Genomic DNA, 16,578 nt, shown 5'->3' with positions numbered 1-16,578 from the left:
CATGTACGACACCACCGTTCTGGCCATGCCGCCCGACTTCGAAGGCGACGTCGTGGCGACGCTGATCTCCAGACGAGCCGGTTCCCGCAGGGCGGTGCTCTACCTCCATGGCTTCACCGACTACTTCTTCCAGGACCACCTCGCCGACCACTACGTCGGCCGCGGCGTCGACTTCTTCGCCCTCGACCTGCGGAAATACGGCAGGTCGCTGCTGCCGCACCAGACCAGGGGCCTGGTCAGGAGCGTCACCGAATACTTCCCCGAGATCGACGAAGCCGTCCGGGTCATCAGGCAGGACCACGACGAGCTGACCATCAACGCCCACTCGACCGGCGGCCTGGTCGCCTCCCTGTGGGCCGACCGCGTCCGCGGCCGGGGCCTGGTGCAGGGGCTCGTGCTCAACAGCCCGTTCTTCGACCTGAACGTGCCCGCGCCGCTCCGTCTCGCCGCCGACCTGCTCAAGACGCCGCTGTCGTACTCCAGCCGGGCGTTGCCGCTGGGTGTGAGCGTCGCGTACGGCCAGAGCCTGCACCGCACCGAACAGGGTGAATGGGACTACGACCTGGAGCTCAAGCCGCTCGGCGGCTTCTCCGTGCATGCCACCTGGCTGGCCGCCATCCGCAGGGCGCAGCGGCGGCTGCACGCCGGGCTGGCCGTGGACGTGCCGGTGCTCGTGCTCGCCTCGGCCACGGGACTACGGATCCGCGACTTCGTCCCGGAAGCCCGTTCGGCGGACACCGTACTCGATCCCCGCCATATCGCCCGCTGGGCCACCGCCGTCGGCCCGCACGTCACCTGCGTGCGCATCCCCGACGGCATGCACGACCTGGTGCTGTCGGCCGAGCCGGTGCGCGAGCGGGTCTTCGCCGAGATCGACCGCTGGCTGAACGCCTTCGTCTACCAGGATCACCAGGATCACCAGGGGAAGGCGAACAAGCCGTAATAGGCCGCGGCCACCAGCAGCAGCCCCGTACCACCGAGCACGCCCGCGATCGCCACGTGCTGCCAGCGACTCGGCCGCATGCCCTCACGCAGCCCCGCCACGACCGCCGCGACCGCCGTGACCTCCTGCACCAGCATGAGCACGGCCAGCAGGCGCACCACCAGCCAGCCGGCCAGCACGGCGGGCCAGGCCCCCGCCTGGTTCACCGAGAACAGCACCAGCACCGTGATGAACGCCACCACCGAGGCCAGCAACCCCAGCCCGGTCCACGCCATCCGGCGCAACCGGCGCCTGATCGGCGGCCAGAGCCGGGCGTTCGTGTCGGCGGGAGTCTGCCGACGGCCGCGCAGGCGCACGACCATCGCGGCGACGGGACCGGCCACGTAGCCGACGGCGGCCAGGCAGATCGTCAGCCCCAGCATCGTGCCGCCCGCGTACCACGGAGCGGCCGGGACGTCGCTGGCCTCGAAGCGCTGCACCGGCGTCGCGCCCGCCACGTGCACGGCGGGCCGCGCCGTGCCGGGCAGGCCGATGATCCAGTTCGCCAGCGTCTCCAGGTAGCCGTGCGCGAACGGGCCGCCGTTGATCCGCATGGCGTGGTCGGCCTTGTCCATGAAGCGGACCGTGTACTGGTCGTTGCCCGCCACCTTGAGCGAGGTGATCAGGGACTGGCTGGACTCCACGAACGGGATGGACGGGTCCATCGTCCCGTAGAACGCCAGCACCGGCTGCGTGATCTGACGCAGCGCGGGCCGCGCGTCATAACGCAGGAAGTCGAAGCCCACCCCGCCCATCGCCCTGGTCAGCAGGTCGCGCACGCCGATCGGCGCGTGCAGGCGCTGCAACTGCTCGTTCAGCGCCCAGGCCACCTGCCGGAGCGGGGACACGTTCGGCGAGGACACCAGCACCGTGAACCCCACGTCGAGGCTCTTGGCCGCCGCGATGGGCACCACCCAGCCGCCCTCGCTGACCCCCCACAGCCCGGTGCGCTGGGGGTCCACGTCGGGGCGCGTACGCAGGTACTCCACCATGCGCAGCGCGTCGTCCGCGAGCAGCCCGAAGTCCCGGTCGCGGAAGTTGTAGCCGACCGTCCGCTTGTCGAACGCCAGCGTCACCACGCCCGCCTTGGCCAGGAACTCCGCCTGCGGCGTGAACTCGGTCCGCGAGCCGTTGCCCGACCCCGACACGAACACCATGGCCGGATGCCGTCCCGGCGTCATCGGCGCGCGGACCGTTCCGAACAGTGTCTGGCCCTCCGCCGGGATCGAGATCTCCTGACGCCGTACGGGATCCACCGCGGCGACGGGTCGCAGCTCGCTCGCGGGCTGGGGCGGGAGTGCCTGCATCGTATGATCCGCCTGGAGCGGCGGAGGGTTGAACGCGGGTGGCAGAACGTAGCCGACCGACGCAAGGGCCACCAGGACCAAACCGGCGGCGACGCTCAAGGTGCCACGGCCAGTGCGCATCGGCCTCCCCATGTGGGTGATTTGCCCGCTGATCTTTCAGCCTACTCCCGTGTTCTGTGACCCAGGGGACCACATTTGTCGGTGGGAACTGTTAGCTTCCTGCGAATGCGGATCCTGCACACCTCCGACTGGCACCTGGGGCGATCGTTCCATCGCGAGAGCCTGCTCGAGGGCCAGGCCGCGTTCGTCGACCACCTGATCGAGACGGTGCGTGCCGAGCGGGTCGACGTGGTGGTGGTGTCGGGTGACGTCTACGACCGCGCTCTGCCGCCGGTCGACGCGGTCGCGCTGTGCGGCGACGCGCTGCGCCGCCTGATGGGCACCGGCGCCCGCACCGTGCTCATCAGCGGCAACCACGACTCGGCGCGGCGGCTCGGGTTCGGCGCCGACCTGATCGACGCCGCCGGAGTCCACCTGCGCACCGACCCGTCCCGCGCCTGGGAGCCGATCGTCGTGGACGACGTCGCCTTCTACGGCATCCCCTACCTGGAGCCCGAGCTGGTCCGCGGTCCCTGGGAGCTGCCCGATCGCAGCCACACCGCCGCGCTGTCCCACGCCATGGCACACGTACGAGCCGACGCCGTGCGACACCGCCAGTCCGTCGTCCTGGCCCACGCCTTCGTCACCGGGGGAGAGGCCAGCGACAGCGAGCGCGACATCAGCGTGGGCGGGGTGGCGCACGTGCCGCTGTCGGCGTTCGACGGGGTCGACTACGTCGCGCTCGGCCACCTGCACGGCCGCCAGCGGATGTCGGAGACGGTCCGCTACTCCGGCTCGCCCCTGGCCTACTCCTTCTCGGAGGTCAACCAGAAGAAGGGGTCGTGGCTGGTCACGCTCGGCTCGACCGCCTCCACCGTCGACTTCGTACCCGCGCCCGTGCCCCGCCCGGTCGGCCGCCTGCGTGGCCTGCTGGAGGATCTCCTGACATTTCCGGAATATGACGCCTTGGAAGACCATTGGCTCCAGGTCGTCCTGACCGACCCAATCCGCCCCAAATCCGCCATGGACCGGCTGCGCGCCCGCTTCCCCCACACCCTCGCCCTCTCCTTCGAGCCCGCAGGCGGCGCTCCCGCCGCCCAGCCCGCACGGCTCAGCGGGCGCCCCGAGGCGGACGTGGCGCTCGATTTCGTCCGGGAGGTACGCGGCGAGCCTGCCGCACCTGACGAGGAAGACCTGCTAAGACAGGCGATCGAGGCATCCCGGGTGAAGGAGACGATGGCGTAGATGCGGCCGCACCGGCTCTCGCTCACGGCCTTCGGGTCCTTCCCCGGTTCGGAGACGGTCGACTTCGACGCGCTGACCGAGGCGGGCCTCTTCCTCGTCCACGGACCGACGGGTGCGGGCAAGACCACGATCCTCGACGCCCTCTGCTTCGCCCTCTACGGCCAGGTTCCGGGCCAGCGCAACAGCGCCCGCGCGCTGCGCTGCGACCACGCCCCGCCGTCCGTCGGGCCCTCGGTCTCGCTCGAGGTGTCGGTGCGCGGCCGTTTACTGCGCATCCAGCGTTCGCCGGTGTGGCAGCGGCCCAAGCTGCGCGGGTCCGGATTCACCGAGGAGAAGGCCAAGGTCATCGTCGAGGAACGGGCCGGCTCCTCCTGGCACGGCCTGACGACCCGCTCCGACGAGGCAGGAGACCTGGTGGGCGGGCTGCTCGGCATGAACGCCGACCAGTTCTGCCAGGTCGCGATGCTGCCGCAGGGCGACTTCGCCAGGTTCCTGCGGGCCGATGGGGATGACCGGCGGCGGCTGCTGGAGCGGCTGTTCACCGTGAAGGTGTTCACCCAGACGGAGTCCTGGCTGGCCGAACACCGCAAGACGGCCTGGCGGGAGCAGCAGGAGCTGCGACAGCAGGTGGACTTCGCGATCCAGCGCCTGGAGGAGGCAGCGGGCGACCTCACGCCGACCGCCATCACCGCGCCGGACGCAGTCACGGAGGCTGCCGGCTCGGACGCTGCCGTCACCGGTGTTCCGGCACCGGGTGGTGCCGTGCCGGGTGCTGCCGCAATGGACGGTGCCGCGCCAAGCACTCCCACCCCGGGCGCCGCTCTGCCGTCTGCAGGCGCCCTTTTCGATCTGCCCGCAGACCCGTCCGCTGGCCCGGACACTCCCGGCAGCCATCGGTCGGAGCGGAGGGCAGCCGCCCCGTCGGCTCCCGACACCGGCTCGCCTGGCTCCGGCACCGTCCCGCCCGGTTCCGACGCAGAGCCGCCCGATGCGGACACCGACCCGCTCGGGTGGGCCGGAGCGCTGCTCGCTGCCGCCCGCGCCGTCGTCGTCCGTACCACCGACCAACACGAGGCGGCGGGGCTCGCGCTGCGTTCGGCGCGTTCCCGCTTCGAGCAGGCGACGTCGCTGGCCGACCGCCAACGCCGCCACGCCGAAGCCCTGACATTGCGCCGCACCCTCGACGAGCGAGCCGAAGAACGCGCCGAACTCCAGGCCATCCTCGACGACGCCGCCCGCGCGGACCGCGTACTCCCGCTCATCCGAGCCGCCCGCCAGCGCGCCGAAGCCGCCGCCAAGGCCCACGCCCTGGCCACCGACGCCGTCGCCCGCGCCCACCCCCTCCTGAAAACCACCCCAACGCCCGCATCTCGTTCTTCCTCTGCGCCCACCGCCCCCTCCGACGACGACGCGTCCACCATCTCCTCTGCCCAGGCCCCCGCCGCGCACGCCGCGTACCGCCTTGACCGGCCGCGCGAAGGGTCGCCCGCAGCCGCCTCCACCCCCACCGCAGACGTGCCCTACCCCGTGGATTGGCCAGTCACCGACCCCTCCCACACACCCTCAGACGAGGAGGGCGTGTGGGAGAGCGGCTCGCGGGCGCTGCCTCGGCGGGCGAATCTGGTCGGATGGGTCGAGCCCGAGCGGCTCCGCGCCATGGAACGCGACCGGCAGGCGGAGATCGCCCGCCTGTCGGAGCTGCTCACCGAGGAGGCCAGGCTGCTGGTGGTCCGGCGGGACCTCCAGCGCGTCGAGCAGGAGCTGACCGGCCTGGCCGCCGAGGACGAGTCCGCCGCCACCCGGCTCGCCGCCCTGCCCGCGCTCGTAGAAGAGGCCGAACGGAAGCTGGCCCAGGCCCGGCTGGACGCCGCCAGAATCCCGGCGGCCGAGGCCGTACGGACCGCGGCGGCCGAGCTGATCGGCGTCGACCGGGAGCTGTCCAGGCTGGCCACGGAGCTCGACGGACTGACCCAGCGGGAGGCCGAGGTGGCCGCCGCCGACGCGGAACTGCCCGCCCGGCTGGCCGACGTCAACACCCGCCTGTCCGAGGTACGGGCCGAGGCGGCCGCCATCCCCGCCGCCGTCGCGACACTGGAAGCCGCCAAGGCCGTACGAGATGCCGCCCACCGCGGTGAGACCCTCGCCGCCGAGCTGGAGTCGGCCGCCGCCGCGCACCAGTCCCTCGTGGACCGGGCGCAGGGCCTGCGCGAACACTGGCTGGACGTACGGCAGGCACGCATCGACGGCATGGCCGCCGAGCTGGCACGCGACCTGTCCGACGGCAGCCCGTGCGCCGTATGCGGCTCCGACCAGCACCCTCACCCGGCCTCACCCGCCCCCAGCGCCCCCAGCGCCGACGACGAGCAGGCGGCGGAGAGCGCCCACGAAGCGGCCCTGTCCGAACGAGAGGCGGCCGAACGCGCACTCGCCTCCCTCGAATCCCGCCACACCGACGCCGTGTCAGCCGCAGGCGGCCTCGACCCCGCCACGGCGGAGTCCGCGACGCTCCAGGCACAGGAACAACTGGCCCGACTGGAGGCGATCGCCGAACGCGAGCCCGCCCTGGCCGCCGAACTGGACCACATCGAAACGGAACGCGAACGCGTCCGCGACCAGTCCCGCGACCTCGGCGAACTCCTCACGGCCCACCGCACCCACCGCACTCACTTCCAGGCCGAACGCACCCGCCTCGTCACCCGCCTGATCCAGAGCGGCCTCCTCGACACCTACGTCCCCACCACCGACACCGGCCGCTTGGGCACCGCCACCGGTCGCCCCACGGGGTCCGCCCAGTCCGACTCCCGAGTCGATCTCCGGACAGAGGACGAAGCTGACGGCTCAGCGCAGGGCCGGACCGATCGGGGTGTGGCCTCTGGCGAGGCGGTTTCGGTCGGCGATGGCGGGGCGGAAGATGGGTCCGACGTCTCGGCGTGGGCTCGGGCCGAGCGAGGTGCCGCCTCTGAGGAGCCGGTTCCAGGTGACGGCAGGGGAACGGAGATCGGGCCCGAGCTGGCGCCCGCCGTGTTGGCGGTGACCGAGAAGGAGCTGGAGAGGCTGCGGGCGTCGGCTGGGTTGGAGGCCGGGCTGTCGCGGGAGGCCGCCGGGCTCGGCCAGGAGCGGGTGACGCTGGAAGAGCGAGTCCGCCGCCTGAGCGCCCGCCTCGCGGCCGGCCGTACCAGACAAGAGGAGCTCAGCGGCGACGCCGGACGCCTGACCGCGCGGCTCGACAGCGCGCGCGGCGACGACTCGACGCTCACAGCCCGCCTGTCCAGGCTGAACGACGAGGCAGAGCTGCTGCGGGAGGCCCTTGACGCCACGCAGGCAGCCGTCGCCGCCGAGGCTGAACGGGTCAGGGCGGTGGAGGCGGCCGGGCGGGCGGCTCTGGAGGCGGGGTTCGACGACGTCGCCGACGTGGAGAGCGCCGCCAGGAGCGAGTACGAGCGGGAGAGCAAGGCCGAGCTGCTGCGGCGACTCGACGCGCAGCACGCGGCCGTGACCAGCACGCTGGCCGATCCCGAGCTGGTCGCCGCCGCGCAGCAGGACGTACCCGACCTGGCCGTCGCCGAGGCGGCACGCGAGGAGGCGGAGCGGGCGCACACAGCGCTGGCATCGGCCCGGGACCAGGCCGAACAGCGTGAACGGCGAGTGGCCGAGCTGGGCGCCGAACTGGCGGCGTGCATCGACCGCTGGCAGCCCGCCGCAGACCGGCACCGGCTGGCCGAGCGGCTGGCGGCGCTGGCCAGCGGTACGTCGAGCGACAACCAGTGGAGCATGAGCCTGTCGTCGTTCGTGCTCGGCGAACGGCTCCGGCAGGTGGTCGACGCCGCCAACGAGCGCCTCGACCACATGTCGGCCGGACGTTACCTGCTCCGGCACGACCTGCGGAAGACGGCCGGGGCCAGAGGGCGTTCCGGGGGCGGGCTGGGGTTGCGGGTGGCCGACGGGTGGACGGGCGTCGATCGCGATCCGGCCACACTGTCGGGCGGGGAGAGCTTCATCACGTCCCTCGCCCTCGCGCTCGGCCTGGCCGACGTCGTCACCGCCGAAGCCGGCGGGGCGGAGATCGGCACGCTCTTCGTGGACGAAGGCTTCGGCACGCTCGACGAGGACACGCTGGACGGCGTACTGGACATCCTCGACGGGCTGCGTGACGGAGGCCGGGCGGTCGGCATCATCAGCCACGTCGCCGAGCTCCGCTCCCGGGTCCCGGCCCAGCTCAAGGTCTCCAAGACGCGTACCGGATCCACCCTGTCGACGGTCGGCGTGGGCTGACGACCTCCTGCTCCGCTTGTCTCAGCGGGGGATCGGCAGCACGCGGTCGGGGTGATCCTGCTGGTACGCCTCACCATCCGGATAGATGCGCCACGAGTCGCCCGACGCCAGCAGTATCGGGCTCCGCCACGCCTCGGTCGGGAGGGGAAGCTCAACGCGCCGCAGACGTTTCGACGCGTCCCAGATCAGCAGTCCGCGTACGTTACCGAGCAGATTGATCTTGGTCGGATCGTACCGCGGATGGTCCCACAGGCCGCCGATCTCGGTATGGACGAAGCGGTCGTCGAGCCATTCGGCGAACTGCTCGCACAGCGGGCCCATGTCCGGGTCACACGGCACCGGCACTGGCTCGCCGTCGACCCAGAGCAGGGCGCCGATCCAGTTCGGTCCCTGGAGCAGCAAGGCTTGATGCCGGAGGTCGGGGGAGAAAACGAGACGGATCGTGCTCTTACCCGTCTCGTCGAGGTAGTTGAACGCGCACCGCTCGTCCGAGAACTCGAAGCCGAGCTCCCGGTAGTCGGCGGACGTCATCCCTGCCGGCAGGTCCGGGTACGTCTGCGTCCATCCGTCCCGGCCGCGCGCCGCGATGCGCCCGGCCTCGCCCATCCACGCCCACATCGACAGGGCACGCGCCGGATCCTCCCCGTCGCCCAAGGTCCTTGTGGTGAAGCGGTGCTCCAGCCAGTGCGCCAAGGACGCGGTCTTGACGGCGCCGTCGAGAGCGACCGGCGTCGGCGCGCGGCGGCCGTCGATCCACAGCAGCGTCCCGCGCCGGCCGCGGCGCGCTTCGAGCAGCACGGCCTGGTGCCGCGTGTCCGCGGAGAAGTAGACGCGGAACGTGACGCCCGCGCGGGAACGCCTCAGGTATCTGCCGTACGAGCGAAAGCCCGCGCCCACGCAGTCCTCGACGGTCAGGCCGGTCGGCGGGGCGGCGGGCTCCGCCACGGCACCGTGTCCGTGACGTGTCGCGACGGGCCCGGCGTCGTCCACCCATCGCCTCAGCGCCTCAGGGCTCATCCCTGCCAGCCGCCGCTGTCCCCGCCGTCACACCACACATCCTGGATCTCTCTGACGCTGTGAGTCCAGTGGTTCGGTCGCGCAGCGCTGCCGTGCCTATATTTCGATCTATGCCGTCCTTTCTTACGCGAAAGTCCCTCGGTGGCACGTGGGGGACCGCTCTGCTGCCACTCCGTTCCGACGACTCCATCGACTTCGCCCGGCTGGCCGACGAACTGGACCGGCTGGCCGCCGCAGGCCTGGACGGCGTGTACGCCCACGGCACGGCGGGAGAGTTCCACGCGATAACCGACGAGGAATACCAGCAGGTCAACGAGCTGCTCGCGGAGCGTTGCGCCGGCCTGCCGAATCAGATAGGCGCCAGTCACATGAGCGCCACCACGTGCCTGCGACGGGTGGAGCTGGCCCGCGAGCTCCGGCCAGGGGCCATCCAGGTGATCCTGCCTGACTGGGCGCCACCATCGCGGGCCGAGGTGGTGGCCTTCCTGGAGCGGGTCGCCGAGGTCGCCGACCCCGTGCCGCTGGTGCTGTACAACCCGCCGCACGCCAAGACCCGCCTCACGCCCGCCGACTTCGGCATGCTGGCCGCCCAGGTCCCCGCGCTGGTCGGGGTGAAGGTCGCGGGCGGCGACGCGGGTTGGTATCGCCAGATGCGGACCGAGGCGGCCGGTCTGCCGCTGTTCGTGGCGGGGCACACCTTGGCCACCGGCATGGAACTGGGTGCGGCGGGGTCTTACTCCAACATCGCGGCGTTCAGCCCGAGCGGCGCCATGGCCTGGCAGCATCTGATGCGCACCGATCCGGTGGCGGCGCGCGAGGTGGAACGCCGGATCGGCCTGTTCTTCGCCGAGCATGTCCAGCCGCTCGCCTCCGAGGGCTACGCCAACCCGGCGCTCGACAAGTTCCTCGCCCACGTCGGCGGCTGGGCGGACATCGGCACCCGGGTTCGCTGGCCGTACCGCTCGGTAGAGGAGGAGCACGCCGAGCGGCTCCGCCCGCTCGCCAGAACCGCCCTACCGGAACTGTTCCCCGCGTCGTAGAGTCTTGGACGCCTGAATGCGCGCCCACCATCATCACTTCGATCTTCGAGGTGGATATGAGAATCCGGCAGCTGGCGCCCGTCATAGCGTCTCTCATCGTGGCCTGTACGGTGGCTGCCTGCACGCCCGTGCCTCCGGAGGCCCGGTCATCACCACGGAGCGCCGCCTCGCCGGGCGATCCATCCCAGACCGAAGCGAGTACATCTCCGCCGGCTGAGTCCGGTTCGCTGCGGGTGCCGAGTATGGAGGTGGGCACCACATCCCTGCTTACCGCCGGGCCGGCCAAGGGATCTCGCCAGGTCGGTGTCATCCCCGGCGGTAAGGGGAGCGTCTGGGTGCTGTTCGACTGCCGAGGGGCGGGAAAGGCGGAGATCATCGTGGAGTCGGTGGTGAACATGCCGTTGACCTGCTTGGCGAACTCGCTTACTCCGACCCTGAACAAGCTCGATCTCAAGTCCAAGAAGGCGCTGAGTATCCGTGTTCAGGCCCCCGACTCGGTCGAATGGGCCCTGCGGGTCACGCGGTGATGCTCCAGGGAGTCAGACGAGTGTGGGGTCCGCCGGTAGGTTGTCGCCGAACGGGGTCTCGGCCAAGGGGGCCGCGAGCTGGTGTTCGACGACTTCGGCCAGGTTGGTGTCCAGGTCTGGGCCGTAGAGCTCCTCGGCGAGGTCGAGGTGCCGTCGCATCGCCTCGCGGGCGCCGTCCGGGTCGCGGTCGAGGATGTGTTCCAGGATCACGGTGTGCAGGGGTTCGCCGGCGGCGCGGACCTCGCGGTCGCTGAGGCTGCGCAGCATCAGGCCGTAGGCGAGGTCCTGGATCGCGGTGAACATCATGTGGATGACCGGGTTGCCGGAGGCCCTGGCGATGGTCTCGTGGAAAGTGAGGTCGACGCGGGCCCTGGCGTGCAGGTTGCCCGGCTGGGCGAAGAGCTGGTGGATGCGCAGCAGGTCGGTGCGGTCCTGCTTGGTGGCGTTGGTCGCGGCCAGGCCGGCGGCCTCGGTCTCCAGCATGACGCGGGCGCGCATGAGCTGCCGGGCGGTGACGCCCGCCGCGCGGGCCGCGAGGTTCATCGGTCGCATCAGGTTCTCGGCCGTGTAGTGGCGGACGAAGCTGCCGCGTTTCGGCGAGACCTCGACGAGCCCGCGTTCCTGCAGAGCCTTGAGCGCCTCCCGGATGACGGGACGGCTGACGGCGAACTCGGTCGCCAGATCGCGTTCGGACGGCAGGCGGACCCCGGGGGCCCAGCCTCCGGTCAGGATCCGGTTCTCAAGGACGGCGATGAGCGTACTCAGGTTCGTCGCCGACGCGCGCCCAGCGGTCATGCCGACCACGGTAGCGGCTGGCCGTCGGCGGCGAGTTCGATGCCGTGCCAGCACGCCCGCCCATCCGGGCCGAAGAGGTGAAGATCGGTGAGCGGCACCTGGAAGGTCGCGGGCTCTCCGTCGCGCGGTCCGGTACGGGGCGGGAGGCGGGCGACGATGGCTCGTCCGGTGCTGTCGCGCAGGTGGAGGATGCTCTCGTTGCCGAGGTTCTCCCGGTACGACACGGTCGCCGCCAGCGGATAGGCGGGCGTCCCGTCGTCGACGCGCGTGTGGACCGACTCAGGCCGGAAGCCGATCCGCACCGACTCCGGCAGGTCCGCCGGCAGCCCCTTGCGCGGCAGCCGCCACTTCAGCTCGCCGCTGGTCAGCTCCACTTCCTCCTCGGACGGGTGCACGGTGGCGTCGAGCAGGTTCATCCGGGGGCTGCCGAGGAACGTGGCGACGAACACGGTGGCCGGTCTCTCGTAGATCTCGCTCGGGGTGCCGATCTGCGCGAACTCCCCCTCGTTGAGCACCGCCACCCGATCTCCCATGGTCATGGCCTCGACCTGGTCGTGCGTCACGTACAGGACCGTGCCCTCGGTGCGGCGGTGGAACTCGATGAGCTCCGCGCGCATCTGCACGCGCAACGCGGCGTCCAGGTTGGACAGCGGCTCGTCCATGAGGTACGCGGCCGGCTCCCGGATCATGGCGCGGCCGAGCGCGACCCGCTGGCGCTGACCGCCGGAGAGCTGCCCGGGCCGCTTCTTGAGCTGGTCGGTGAGCCCGAGGGCCGCGCCGGTGTCGGCGATCCGCTGCCGGATGACGTCCTTCGGCACGCGGTGGGCGCGCAGCCCGAACGCCAGGTTGCCCTCGACGCTCAGATGCGGGTAAAGGGCGTAGTCCTGGAAGACCATGCCGATCCCGCGGTCGCCGGGGTGGGCGTGGGTGACGTCCCGCCCGCCCACGGTCACCCGGCCGGAGCTGACCGGCTCGATGCCGGCGACGATGCGCATCAGCGTGGACTTCCCGCACCCGGACGGACCGACGATCACCAGGAACTCCCCGTCCTGGACGTGCAGGTCGATGTCGGCGAACAGCACCTGCTGGCCGTAGCGCTTGGTGACCTGCTCGACGCGGATGCCGTCGGTCATCTTTTGACTCCTCCGAGAGTGAGGCCCGAGACGTAGTAACGCTGCAGGAAAGAGAACAGGACGAGCGGGGGCAGGATCGAGATGAGCGCCGCCGCGGTCTGCAGGTGGTAGACGATCCCGTGCTCACCCTCGAAGGACGACAGCGCGAGCGGCAGTGTCCACAGGTCCTGCTCGCTGGCCGCGATCAGGGGCCAGATCAGGTTGTCCCACTGGGCGAGGAACTGCAGCAGCAGGACGGTGAGCAGCGCCGGTCGCAGCAGCGGTACGGCGATGCGGAGGAAGATGCGCAGTTCGCCGGCGCCGTCCACCCGCGCGGCGTGCAGCATCTGCACCGGGATGCCCAGCGCGAACTGCCGGACCAGGAAGACGCCGAGCGCGCTGGCGGCGAACGGCGCGATCAGGCCCTGATAGCTGTTGAGCCACCCGATCTCGCTGAGCATCACGAACACCGGGATCATGACGACCGCCGGGGTCAGGGACAGCGCGACGACCACCAGGTTGAGCAGGGCGGCCCGGCCGGGGAAGCGCAGCCGGGCCAGCGCGTACCCGGCGGCCGCCGAGATCGCCACGTCGAGCACGGAGACCGCCGACGCGATCAGCACGCTGTTCATCAGGTAGCGCGGGAAGCGGCCGTCGGTCATGATCTGGCCGATGTTGTCGAACAGGGCGAACCCGTGGAACCCGAGCCCGGACAGGTCGCCGTCGTCCGGCGCGGACGCGAGCACGACCATGGAGTAGAGCGGGAGCAGCATCAGCGCCACGAAGCCGACGAGCGCCACGGCGGTGAGCGACCGGCCGATTCTCATTCCTCGTCACTCCTGACCAACGTGAACTGGGTGAAGGCGAAGATCAGCAGCACCACCAGCAGGACGATCGCGATCGCGGAGGCGTAGCCGAACCGGGAGTAGGAGAACGCGTTGTTGTACAGGTACAACGGCAGCACCTGGGTGGCGTTGACCGGTCCGCCCTTGGTGAGCAGGTAGGCGGGCACGAAGGACTGCATGGCCCCGGTGACCGCCACCACGATCACGAAGGTGAAGGTGCGGCGCAGCAGCGGCACGGTGACCAGGAAGAAGGTACGCAGCGTGCGGGCGCCGTCGATGGCCGCGGCCTCGAAGACGTTGGCCGGCAGCGCCTGCAGCCCGGCGACGAAGATGATCACGTACAGGCCGACGTACTTCCAGATGACCATCACGAGCAGCGCCCAGATGGCGTAGTCGGAGTCCGTGAGCCACGGGCGGGCGCCGACCCCGGCCGCGCGGGCGAGCGCGTCGGCCAGGCCGCCGGTCGAGTAGATCACCTGCCACAGTACGGTGGCGCCGACCAGCGGCATCACCGCGGGAATGAAGATCAGCCCGCGCAGCCAGGCCCGGAACCGCCCGGGTTTGGCCAGCGGCACGGCCACGACCAGAGCGATCACGATCGTCGGGCCCACGGCGAAGACCGTGTACAGCAGGGTCACCCCCGCGCTGCTCCAGAACTCGTCGCTCGTCACCATCTCGCGGTAGTTGTCGAGCCCGACCCATTGAGGGGTGCCGGAGAGGTCGTAGGAGGTGAAGCTCAGGTACAGGGCGGCGAGCGCGGGCAGTGCCCAGAAGAGCACGAAGTACACGATCGCCGGGGCGGCGAGGCCCGCGCCGGCGCGGGCCTCGACCGTGGTCATGGAGCGGGCTCTCACTTGAGAATCCGCCCCACCGCGTCGTCGAACGCGGTCGCGGCTGTCTTGGCGTCCTGCTTCTTGTGGATCACCGATTCGAGCGAGTCGAGCAGCGCTTTGATCGTCTCGGTCCACTGCGGCAGCACCGGGCCGAAATCGGTGTACGGGATCTGCTCCTCAAGCTGCTGGCTGGCCTTGTCGCTCGCGCTGGGCAGCTTCTGCCAGCCGGCCGTCGGGGTGACCAGGCCGGTGGCGGACAGCTGCTGGTTCACGTTGTCGCCCTCGGTGAGCCAGTTGATGAAATGCCAGGCGGTGTACGGATTTTTCGCCTTCTTGGCCACGAACCAGCCCCAGGAGTAGCCGGCGGCCACCTTCTCCTTGCCCTCCCAGCTGGGCACGATGGCGCTGTCGAAAGTCTTGCCCAGCTTGGCCTCGGGGTTGATGGCCGGGATGAGGCTCGAGGTGAACCGGCCGGACATCAGCATGGCCGAGGTGCCCTTGGCGAACAGGCCGAACGCGCCGACCGGGTCGCTCAGCTTGGGGTTGCCGAGGCTGCCGTAGTATTCGAGCGCCTTGATGCCCTCCGGCGTGTTCAGCATGCCGCGCCGGGAGCTCTCGTCGATGATCTGCCCGCCCAGCCCGCGGATCAGCGGGATGAAGTTCAGCATCGCCCAGATGTTGTCGGCGAGCTGCCACTGGAGCCCCACCTTGGAGGCGTCGGCGTTGGTGAGCTTCTGGCTGTATTCGGCGATCTGCTCCCAGGTGGTGGGGGGCTTGTCGGGGTCGAGACCGGCCTGCTCGAAGCGGTCGCGGCGGTACCACAGGTGGACGGAGTTGAAGTCGATCGGCGTGCCGTAGACCTGGTTCTCGTAGGTCAGCGCGGCGAACGCGTTGGCCTCGAACCTGCTCTTGAGCTGGTCGAGCGAGCCGGCGCCGAAGTCCGCCGGCGCCAACGGCGCGAGCTGCCCCTTCGACGCCCGCTCGGCGAGCGTCCAGGCGCCGACCTTGATCAGGTCGGGCGGCGCGCCCGTGGTGAACGCCGTGGAGAGCTTGGTGTCGAGGTTGGCGATCGGGACGTACAGCGGCTTGATCGACACCTTCGGGTACTTCTTCTGATATTCGGCGATCTTGGCGTTGAAGTACTTGGTGTTCGCGGGCTCTTCATGCATCCAGACGACGACCTGGCCCTGTGGCCCGGCCTTGCTGGAGCCGACCGGCTGCTCGGCCGACCCGCACCCGGTCAGGGTCAGCTGGCTCACTGCGCCACCGAGGGTGAGCAGGGCGGCGCCACGCAGCAGGTCTCGACGGGGGATGGCACTCATGTGTGCGGTTCCTTCCAAAACACAGGCCGTTCAGGGAACGGCGGTGAACTCGGTTACCCCCGCGTGGATGGCGTCGGTCATGCTCCGGTGCCAGGCCACGTCCTTCCACATGCCGATGAACTGCGGCCCGCAGAAGTTGCTGGTCGCCAGCGCCTCCCAGCGGCCGGTGGCCAGCGCGGCACGTACCCCGGCCTCGCACAGCTCCTTGATCCAGGCCCAGTCGCGGCCCGGCCCGTCCTTGTAGTTCACGACCGCCCAGCACTCGGTCGTCACCAGCGGCTTGCCGGCCGACCGCGACCATTCGGCGACGCGCTCGATGTGGGCGGTGAGGCCGTCGGCCCAGCGCCGCGGGTCCGCCCGGTAGAGGCGTTCCGCCGGGCCGGACAGCGCCTGGTAGGCGTGCGGGTCGAACTGGGAGTGCTCCAGGTCGTAGCCGATCTCGGTGTAGAAGCCGGTGGCCTGCGGCGTCATCCAGATGTGCGGTTCGAGCAGGTCCAGCTCGGTGAGGTCCTCGCCGTCGGCGCCGGTGGTCTCGGTGGCGATGGACAGCGTGTAGCGGTAGCGCGGATGCGCCGCGCGCAGGGTGGCGATGGCCTCGCGCGTCCAGCCCCGCACCACCTCCTCGCCCCGCGACAGGATGACGGCGTCCGGGTCGTTCCCGTACAGGAACGGCGCCCACATCGGGATCGGCCACTCGTTGACCAGGTCGACGAAGTAGATCGCGTCGGCGAGACCGGCGTCCTCGATGGCCGACAGCGTGACGTCCCAGACGCGGGCCAGGTCGGCCGCGGTCCGGATCTGGGATCGGGTGTCGAGCTCGTCCCGGCGGAACCAGGAGGACAGCGCCACCCGTAGACCTCGGGTCGCACAGGCCTGGATGAACTCCAGCAGTTCGGGCAGCACGCGCACGGACACGGGCTCGGTCGCGCCCCACGCCTCGAAGTGCCAGACGGGCAGCAGACGCCAGGTCCGCCGCGGATCGGCCGCCACCAGATGGGGGAAGGCGTCGATGCGCACCGCGTCGTAGCCGCGCTCGACGAGCTCGTCGAGCGCGCGGTCCCAGTCCTCGTACCCGGCGCCGTCCCAGCGCCGTTCGAGCCAGGAGAAGTCCCACATGGTGATCGCCAGGGGTCTGTCGGTCAACGTCATAGCCTCAACATCCGTCCCGACTGTGGTCTTACC

General features: G+C 70.7%; 13 protein-coding genes. 5 read left to right on the top strand and 8 right to left on the bottom strand.

Annotated elements, in window-relative coordinates; translation table 11 throughout:
- Position 1: 1 nt before the first annotated feature.
- Positions 2-943, top strand: coding sequence for an alpha/beta hydrolase (locus AB0B91_RS01535; protein WP_358313505.1), 942 nt, complete (start codon positions 2-4; stop codon positions 941-943).
- Here AB0B91_RS01535 and AB0B91_RS01530 read toward each other — a convergent pair.
- The gene (locus AB0B91_RS01530; protein WP_358313502.1) at positions 916-2,409 is read right to left on the bottom strand and encodes a prolyl oligopeptidase family serine peptidase; all 1,494 of its coding nucleotides are present in this window, start codon (positions 2,407-2,409) and stop codon (positions 916-918) included. The two genes, AB0B91_RS01535 and AB0B91_RS01530, sit on opposite strands and share 28 nt — an antisense overlap.
- Before the next feature lie 105 nt (positions 2,410-2,514).
- Here AB0B91_RS01530 and AB0B91_RS01525 point away from each other — a divergent pair, with 105 nt between their 5' ends.
- The gene (locus tag AB0B91_RS01525; RefSeq protein ID WP_358313499.1) at positions 2,515-3,633 is read left to right on the top strand and encodes an exonuclease SbcCD subunit D; all 1,119 of its coding nucleotides are present in this window, start codon (positions 2,515-2,517) and stop codon (positions 3,631-3,633) included.
- Positions 3,634-7,905 (top strand): AAA family ATPase, encoded by a 4,272-nt coding sequence (locus tag AB0B91_RS01520; protein WP_358313495.1) that lies wholly within the window; start codon positions 3,634-3,636, stop codon positions 7,903-7,905.
- A gap of 21 nt (positions 7,906-7,926) precedes the next feature.
- Here the strand turns inward: AB0B91_RS01520 and AB0B91_RS01515 are convergent, their stop codons facing one another.
- Positions 7,927-8,850 (bottom strand): hypothetical protein, encoded by a 924-nt coding sequence (locus AB0B91_RS01515; protein WP_358313492.1) that lies wholly within the window; start codon positions 8,848-8,850, stop codon positions 7,927-7,929.
- A gap of 182 nt (positions 8,851-9,032) precedes the next feature.
- On the opposite strand from AB0B91_RS01515, the gene AB0B91_RS01510 reads away from it, so the two are divergent.
- Positions 9,033-9,962 carry a dihydrodipicolinate synthase family protein gene (locus AB0B91_RS01510; protein WP_358313489.1) on the top strand — a complete coding sequence of 310 codons (930 nt, stop codon included), beginning with the start codon at positions 9,033-9,035 and terminating at the stop codon, positions 9,960-9,962.
- Between the two features lie 248 nt (positions 9,963-10,210).
- Entirely contained in the window at positions 10,211-10,489 is a 279-nt protein-coding gene (locus AB0B91_RS01505) for a hypothetical protein (protein ID WP_358313486.1), read from the top strand.
- Between the two features lie 12 nt (positions 10,490-10,501).
- Here the strand turns inward: AB0B91_RS01505 and AB0B91_RS01500 are convergent, their stop codons facing one another.
- From AB0B91_RS01500 to AB0B91_RS01475, 6 genes are read right to left on the bottom strand one after another with little or no spacing between them, the layout of a single operon-like run.
- On the bottom strand, positions 10,502-11,284 hold the full coding sequence (locus AB0B91_RS01500) for a FadR/GntR family transcriptional regulator (protein ID WP_358313484.1): 783 nt from the start codon (positions 11,282-11,284) through the stop codon (positions 10,502-10,504).
- Complete coding sequence (locus tag AB0B91_RS01495; RefSeq protein ID WP_358313481.1) at positions 11,281-12,417, bottom strand: ABC transporter ATP-binding protein; 1,137 nt, start codon at positions 12,415-12,417, stop codon at positions 11,281-11,283. The genes AB0B91_RS01500 and AB0B91_RS01495 overlap by 4 nt, the downstream gene beginning before the upstream one ends.
- Entirely contained in the window at positions 12,414-13,223 is an 810-nt protein-coding gene (locus AB0B91_RS01490; protein ID WP_358313478.1) for a carbohydrate ABC transporter permease, read from the bottom strand. The genes AB0B91_RS01495 and AB0B91_RS01490 overlap by 4 nt, the downstream gene beginning before the upstream one ends.
- Entirely contained in the window at positions 13,220-14,080 is an 861-nt protein-coding gene (locus AB0B91_RS01485; RefSeq protein ID WP_219536305.1) for a sugar ABC transporter permease, read from the bottom strand. Before AB0B91_RS01485 ends, AB0B91_RS01490 begins: the two co-directional genes overlap by 4 nt.
- An 11-nt stretch (positions 14,081-14,091) precedes the next feature.
- Positions 14,092-15,396 (bottom strand): extracellular solute-binding protein, encoded by a 1,305-nt coding sequence (locus AB0B91_RS01480; RefSeq protein ID WP_358313475.1) that lies wholly within the window; start codon positions 15,394-15,396, stop codon positions 14,092-14,094.
- A gap of 30 nt (positions 15,397-15,426) precedes the next feature.
- Entirely contained in the window at positions 15,427-16,539 is a 1,113-nt protein-coding gene (locus AB0B91_RS01475; protein WP_358313472.1) for a cellulase-like family protein, read from the bottom strand.
- Between the last annotated feature and the right edge of the window lie 39 nt (positions 16,540-16,578).

Origin of the sequence: Nonomuraea sp. NPDC049141 (assembly GCF_040648415.1) — a bacterium.
In the GTDB taxonomy this organism is placed as follows: Bacteria; Actinomycetota; Actinomycetes; order Streptosporangiales; family Streptosporangiaceae; genus Nonomuraea.
Note: the sequence above shows the minus strand (reverse complement) of the source record. Positions and strands in the feature narration are given on the sequence as shown.

Coding starts and splice junctions, on each gene's coding strand:
- AB0B91_RS01535 (WP_358313505.1), top strand. CDS start 2: ATGTACGACACCACCGTTCTGGCCATGCCGCCCGACTTCGAAGGCGAC.
- AB0B91_RS01530 (WP_358313502.1), bottom strand. CDS start 2,409: ATGCGCACTGGCCGTGGCACCTTGAGCGTCGCCGCCGGTTTGGTCCTG.
- AB0B91_RS01525 (WP_358313499.1), top strand. CDS start 2,515: ATGCGGATCCTGCACACCTCCGACTGGCACCTGGGGCGATCGTTCCAT.
- AB0B91_RS01520 (WP_358313495.1), top strand. CDS start 3,634: ATGCGGCCGCACCGGCTCTCGCTCACGGCCTTCGGGTCCTTCCCCGGT.
- AB0B91_RS01510 (WP_358313489.1), top strand. CDS start 9,033: ATGCCGTCCTTTCTTACGCGAAAGTCCCTCGGTGGCACGTGGGGGACC.
- AB0B91_RS01500 (WP_358313484.1), bottom strand. CDS start 11,284: ATGACCGCTGGGCGCGCGTCGGCGACGAACCTGAGTACGCTCATCGCC.
- AB0B91_RS01495 (WP_358313481.1), bottom strand. CDS start 12,417: ATGACCGACGGCATCCGCGTCGAGCAGGTCACCAAGCGCTACGGCCAG.
- AB0B91_RS01490 (WP_358313478.1), bottom strand. CDS start 13,223: ATGAGAATCGGCCGGTCGCTCACCGCCGTGGCGCTCGTCGGCTTCGTG.
- AB0B91_RS01485 (WP_219536305.1), bottom strand. CDS start 14,080: ATGACCACGGTCGAGGCCCGCGCCGGCGCGGGCCTCGCCGCCCCGGCG.
- AB0B91_RS01480 (WP_358313475.1), bottom strand. CDS start 15,396: ATGAGTGCCATCCCCCGTCGAGACCTGCTGCGTGGCGCCGCCCTGCTC.